7 protein-coding genes are annotated in these 6,292 nt (G+C 53.1%); 4 read left to right on the top strand and 3 right to left on the bottom strand.

Annotated features, from left to right (window positions below; all coding sequences use genetic code 11):
- Positions 1–169: 169 nt before the first annotated feature.
- The gene (locus tag V7116_RS04800; protein ID WP_324390750.1) at positions 170–1,189 is read right to left on the bottom strand and encodes a tyrosine-type recombinase/integrase; all 1,020 of its coding nucleotides are present in this window, start codon (positions 1,187–1,189) and stop codon (positions 170–172) included.
- Positions 1,190–1,362: 173 nt separating this feature from the next.
- Here V7116_RS04800 and V7116_RS04805 point away from each other — a divergent pair, with 173 nt between their 5' ends.
- From V7116_RS04805 to V7116_RS04815, 3 genes are read left to right on the top strand one after another with little or no spacing between them, the layout of a single operon-like run.
- Complete coding sequence (locus V7116_RS04805) at positions 1,363–1,662, top strand: hypothetical protein (RefSeq protein WP_324390751.1); 300 nt, start codon at positions 1,363–1,365, stop codon at positions 1,660–1,662.
- A gap of 33 nt (positions 1,663–1,695) precedes the next feature.
- On the top strand, positions 1,696–1,851 hold the full coding sequence (locus V7116_RS04810) for a hypothetical protein (protein ID WP_324390752.1): 156 nt from the start codon (positions 1,696–1,698) through the stop codon (positions 1,849–1,851).
- Positions 1,844–3,292 carry a recombinase family protein gene (locus tag V7116_RS04815; protein ID WP_324390753.1) on the top strand — a complete coding sequence of 483 codons (1,449 nt, stop codon included), beginning with the start codon at positions 1,844–1,846 and terminating at the stop codon, positions 3,290–3,292. Before V7116_RS04810 ends, V7116_RS04815 begins: the two co-directional genes overlap by 8 nt.
- Before the next feature lie 51 nt (positions 3,293–3,343).
- Here the strand turns inward: V7116_RS04815 and V7116_RS04820 are convergent, their stop codons facing one another.
- Both V7116_RS04820 and V7116_RS04825 read right to left on the bottom strand, forming a co-directional pair.
- Positions 3,344–3,652 (bottom strand): hypothetical protein, encoded by a 309-nt coding sequence (locus V7116_RS04820; protein WP_324390754.1) that lies wholly within the window; start codon positions 3,650–3,652, stop codon positions 3,344–3,346.
- A gap of 154 nt (positions 3,653–3,806) precedes the next feature.
- A complete protein-coding gene (locus V7116_RS04825) occupies positions 3,807–5,537 on the bottom strand; it encodes a hypothetical protein (protein ID WP_324390755.1) in 1,731 nt (576 codons plus the stop codon).
- Positions 5,538–5,883: 346 nt separating this feature from the next.
- Here V7116_RS04825 and V7116_RS04830 point away from each other — a divergent pair.
- Positions 5,884–6,292, top strand: a 409-nt coding sequence (locus tag V7116_RS04830; protein ID WP_324390756.1) for a hypothetical protein, incomplete at its 3' end; no start/stop codon positions are given.

Genomic DNA, 6,292 nt, shown 5'->3' on the forward strand with positions numbered 1-6,292 from the left:
CCACCACCGCCCGGAGTCTCACTTTATGAGTGGTATAGAGTCTGGGGGCAGGTCATATCCATTTCTCTGATATGTACATGCGCGCTCATCTTTCCCTCACTGTTCTTTTATAATCGTAATGCGTATTGTAGCAAAACAAACTTGATACTAGTATAGATGCATTACTAGACTACGCCATCCCTTCGTTCGCGATCTTTGCCGCTTCCACGTACCGCCGTGGCATGGCGAGGCTGGACCAGCCGCCCGCTTCCTGGAGCCGGAGCACATCGACCTTGGTGGCCCAGAAGGTCGCCCAGTAGTGGCGACAGTCGTGCGCTGACAGCCCTTCCAGCCCAATCTGCTCCCCAAGTTCCTTCACGCGTTTGGTGATGCCGCGCTCGCTCATCCCGGTGCCGGTCAGCGTACCACCCTTGCGGCTGGCCCGCAGCAGCTTGCCGGTGGTCGGCGCATCGCCGGAGGCGATCCAGGCTTGGACGGCGCGCAGGGTGTCGGCGCTGAGCTTGTGCGTCTGGGTCTGGTCCACTTTGGCTCGGTAGAATCGCATCTCACCTGCTTGAAGATCGAAGCTGGTGACCTCTAAAGCAGCGACTTCACCTACACGCAAGCCATGATCGATCAGCAGGCACATGAGCAGCCGGTCACGGCGGCCCTGTGGCGTATCCGGCTGGGCCTTGAGGCGCTGCGCCTGTTCCTGCTCGATATGCACAGCCTGGGCCTTTTTCTCACCGCGACGGGTGACCTCACGCCGCCCATCCATCCGGCGAGACTCCTTCTGGCTGTATCCGGCAACAGTTCGGATGAGGGCCAGCTCCTGCGCCTCGATGGCCCCCGCTTTGGCCGCGAGCTTGGCGTACGTCTTCACCGTCGACAGGCGGACGTTGATGCTGCCCATCGCGTCCCCCTGGGCAACCATCCACTTGACGAACCCTTCGACGATGCCCCACGTCAACCCGCGCCACGCATCGGGGTCGTGCTGAAGATCGTGGGGCGATAAACCCGCCGCAAGGAGGTACTCCCGGAACCGGTCGAGATCGGCCCGCTGCCGCCGGATGGTGTTGGTAGCCTTGCGGCTCAGATAATCGGTGAAGGCGTTCTGGGCCGCGTGGTAATTCGCGGCCTGACCCGCGTGGATTAACTCACTGGAATCGGGCTCAACTGGAGTAGGGAGTAGTGCGTTTTGCTCGGTCATCAAACGTCCTGTGGAAGGGTGAATAGGTTCTGATTTCATTGAAAAATCGGTACTGATTACCGCTTATTTTAGTGCGCCGGACGGGGCTAAACAAGCCTCGTTTTGGGCAGCCGGTTTCTTCAGAACCCCGGGGATTCATTCCTGGGGTTCTTTTATTTCCTGCGCAGGAAAGTATGTCCTCCGAGTTTGCACTACACGACACCGTTCGCATCGTCGCCCACACCCTCGATATGCAGCCCTATGACGGGCTCGTCGGGCGTATCGGCCTGACCGGCGGTCTCCGCTGGGCCGAGCGCGCGGATTACGGCGTCAGCGTTACACCACCCGGCAAACGCCACAGCCTCTACATCTTCTGCCATCCGCACGAGATGGCGCACGTGGAGCACGCTCGCGACGCGCACCCCTCCTGGGCCGAGATGGCCGCGCAAGGGAGCGGTACCGCTCGGAAACGGGGCCGGTTGGGGCGTGCGTAAGTTGGATTCTGGCATCTGAAATGAGGACCCCTTATGGCAAACGAACGTCGCGAAAGGGATATGCAGGAACCGCTGAATGGGGCAGAACACGCGGCAGTCGAGGACCTGTGCAGCATTCTGTCGCGCGTGCTGATCCGTCTGTCATCGGAAACGGAAAGCCGTGACATGCAGGAAGGCTCGAATGACTAAGCGTGCGGCGGCATACGTGCGGGTATCGAGTGAGGAACAGACCGAAGGCTGGAGTATGGACGGCCAGGAGCATGCCATCCGCGATTATGCGGCGCGGAACGACTACGAGATCGTGAGCGTGTACACCGACGACGTCACGGGCAGCAAGGACAAGCGTCCCGGTTTCGAGCAGATGCTCATGGATGCTCACAGCAGCCTGTTCGAGGCGATCATCGTGTTCCACACCTCACGCCTGTTCCGCAACGTGGCATTGGCGCGGCGCTACAAAGACCTGCTGCGCAATAAGCTCAACATTGACGTCATCTTCATCAACCAGCCCATCGTGTCGCCGGACGATCCCGCCGCCTTCATGATGGAAGGCATCAACGAGCTGTTTGACGAGTACTACCTGCACCAGCTGCGGTTCTGGACCTCACTCGGTAAACAGACTCGCGCGCAGCAGGGTATGTGGAACGGCACGCTGCCGTTTGGCTACATCACCGACCCGGAGACAGGGCTGCCGGTACCGCATCCCCAGAACGCCCAGGGCTTGGTGATGGCCTTCGAAGCGTATTCGACGGGGCGGTATACGGACCAGCAGATTGCGGACCTGCTCAACCGGGAAGGATACCGGACGACGGGCAACTGGGGCGAGCGGTTGTTCACCAAGGACACCGTCAACCGGATGCTGCAGAACGTGTTTTATCTGGGGCTGGTGAAGTACAAGGGCCAGACGTTCCCGGGGCAGCAGCCACCGTTGATGGAGCAGGAGTTGTTCGACAAGTGCCAGGAAGTGCGGGCACGACGGGCGAACAAACGTCGTGCGCTCGGCGCCCAGAAGCAGATCTACATTCTGGCAGGCCTGGCACGCTGCGATAAGTGTGGTCTCACGATGCGTTGTGGTGCGACGAGCAGCGGTCAACGGTTCCGGTACTACCGGCACATGCCCGCAACGCGAGGGTACGAGTGTGTTGTGCCCAGCAAGTCGATTCGCGCGGATCTGCTTGAGGACCAGCTCTCCGAGCTTATCGGGGACATCCACTTACCTGACGCATGGCGGCACCGCATTGAAGAACTGGCGGGTAACACCGATCAGCGAGAGGCGGTTCTGCGTGAACGGGAGCAGTTGCAGGAGAGGCTGCGACGGTTGAAGCAGATGTACCGTGACCTGGTGATCGACGACACGGAGTACCGGCGAACGCTTGAGGATCTGCAATCACGCATGGCGGGGCTCGTCCTGCCGAATAATCCTCACATCGTGCGGGCAGGGGAGTACCTTGAGACGCTTGGGCCGCTATGGCGTGAAGCGACGCTCGCTGAACAACGGGATATCGCGCGGGTACTGTTCAAGTCGGTGTACCTGGACGTTGAGGCAGGCTACATCGTCGCCATCGAGCCCGTTGCGATCTTTCGTCCTCTGTTCATCGAGTTTTGCAGCGATCTCGGTGTAGAGATCCGGTAAGTCAATTTGCTCCTGCCAGGGTAAGGAGTGTCAGGCGTGATCTGGCACTCCTTATTTTTTGAATCGGAGCATCGTGGTTGCTGCCTGCCAACACGCTTGCAGCCACAACTTTTCCGGCTCGTTGAGCACGAGGTTAGGGACCTTGCCGTCCGTGACAGTCTGCGGGTTCTGCCAGCCAATATCCCCGAACCACAGAGTCCCGGTGTTGGTCTCGTAGTCGTAGACAAAGACCATCTGCTCACCATACTCGTTTTCGAAGTAGCTGTGATAACGATTTGGTGTGTTGCCATCGATTTGAGGCGGGGTACCGCTGTCGGCCACATGCTTGTTGAGGACTTGAAACAGGTTGCCTTGATTCACTATTTCTTCTCCGGATCGCTTTATGTCAAACGCTGATTTGCGGACATCTAAAGTGGGATGAAAGCAGTTTGCTGACTAGGCAAGGTTACTATGCATTCATTTGTACCCTGAATTGATCATACAAGAATTATTACCAGGGCGGAAAAAATTCGTCTCATAAGATGTTTTGATCCTCGCCCGATGGAAAAGCAGGCGGCTGTTCCCTGGAGCATTCCCAACTACAGAAGCCACACTCTGGACATATGAGTTTTCCACAATTAGGGCAATAATCTACATCACCCAAAATTAAAGGTGTATAACCACATTTGCGCCCACCTATCCATCCACCACAGTGAGCAACTAATGTCTTCCACAAAGTATCTGCTTCGGTTTCTTTGCCCTGTAGAATGTTAAGTTCTTTTAGACGGAAAATATGAAAACGGCGTATATCCGCTTGTTTAGCCTGCCAAAGAGTGGTGAGTGTATCAACTAATACTTCAACTGTTTTTAGAGGGTCGTGGATAAATAGTGGCATGTCCGAACTGCAACTATCAAAAAATAGTAACCGTCTGTAATCTTGCGGCTCGTAATTCGAAACCCCTGTAGGTAAGGTTGCCATTTCAAGGAAATGCGAAAGTATCGAGCAAAATAAAAAGGGTAGGGAAAGGCCTATCTGCTTCTTCCATGAATTTATCTTGGAGATCAGCGCTAATTCCCATTGTTGCAGCAATCCATCTGCCCAAGATGCTTCAAAGTCCATTTCTGCAGCGATCAAGAGTGGCAGGACATTTGCACTTGGATTTACGAGATCGTTTTTTCGTTTTTGCCAGACTCTCGCAATCCTCGAATCGGATAAGAACCATTGTTGCGCCTCTGCAATTGAAGGATCGCGGTGTTGATAGAAGGCGGATGAAAATTCGAATATCCAGGGTGGAAGGAATTGGTTGTGATTGCTTAGAGCAGAAAAATCGATTTTTAGAAAACCGGTTTTTTCAAACTCATGTTTCAGTAGCGAAATCCTACTTAAAGACGTTCCACCTAGCACAGTAACTCCTGTATCGCAATGGGCAGCGCTTGGCTCAAGTATGTGACATGGCCATAGATATTGAGAAAGCACCCCCACTATAGCCACATGTTCGTTTAGCTGGTTTTGTTTGAAACGAGGGATACAGTGTTCGGTGTATGCATCCTTATTCCATTCTGACCGCCGAGAATTCTTTACATCAATCGGGAAACCATCGATCTCAAGATCATGTGTTCTCCAACCCAATGTCTGAGGTTCTCTCAACTGCTTAATGGCGATATCCTCAACAGTAAATCCATAGTTACGTAAAAAGGTTGCGGCAGCTTTTTCTGCAGATCGTGCAGATAGTAGTCGGCCTAGTTCTGTATGTTTTTCGAATTTCTCTTGAATAAAGGCTTTATCAATATGACCAGTTGAGAAATTTCTGAGGTCAGGGGAATTGCTCCACTGTAACGCCAATTCAATATCCGAAGAACTAAGAATTGGATGATCGATTTCTGCTTGTATTTTGGTTTTCAGTATACGTTTTGACAGTTCTACCAACGGAGAAATGTAAACTCCGAATTCCCGTCTTCTGGCCCGTTCGATATCAAGTGCTTGACGACGTTTTCGTTCCGTTTCCAAGGCCAATTTCTGACCTTGCTTTATTGCATCATCTAGTTTTTCGGATGCTTCAATTGGCTTGAAGTCATGTGTAATCGTGTTTTGAAAGATATGACATCGTGTACGATCACTGTACTTTACATAAAAAAAGGGCCTTTCAATTTTAATCACAGTGCCTGTGCCGAATTTTTTATGCTCGACTTTTTCCCCAACTAACGTCCCCAACGATAGATAGTGTTTTTGAATGTAATGCCTAAGTTCGTTCCACTCAATTAGCATGATAAACCTCAGCCAAGTAATTGTTCTATTGGTGCATAACATATTGATTAATTATATAGCTGTTTCAAGAGTAGATTGAGGTTCTCCATCACTATATGTGAGTATGCACTGTGGAGATAAGCAGAAGTATTCAGATTTAGGCGACGGGGGAGTCCTAGATTGTGCAACAAAAAAACACGAGGCATTTGCCTCGTGTTTTTCAGTGATCCTATACGGGAGCGACGGGCTTGGAACCCTCACCGACCGCGCCGTATTTACGTGGAAATCGAAGCAATATCGCTTCGTGTTTCCAAAAGTCCTTGTCGCATAGAGCCGATTATATGGTATCAGTATACAGAGGGTTCCCATGATAGACAACCTGCGTCCACTCACTCAAGAACAACGGCAAGCGGCACGTCAGGCTGCTCGCCAAGCGGTGATACGATCTATTGGCCCGCGACCTGCGCGAGAGCATTTCGCCCATCACACGATAAGCAAATATCCTCCGTCCGTTACCAGGCTCATCAGCATCTTGTGTATTGTCTTGCTGCTGGCTGCATTCACGCCTTCCGCCATCCGTCTCTACGTGATTGGCTCCCAAACCTTCGGCCAGGCAATTAGTAATTCAGTGGCGATGACTGCTGTTGGGCTTGCGACTGTGCTGTCCGCTGAAGTCGGCCAGGTTGTGTTCTCGCTGGCTTTGGCGACGCTTGGGACTAGCCGGTCTTCTCGAAGGCTCTTATATATCTCGATGACCATCGCCACAATTCTGGCTT

Source organism: Aggregatilinea sp. (genome assembly GCF_036822615.1).
Lineage (GTDB): Bacteria > Chloroflexota > Anaerolineae > Aggregatilineales > Aggregatilineaceae > Aggregatilinea.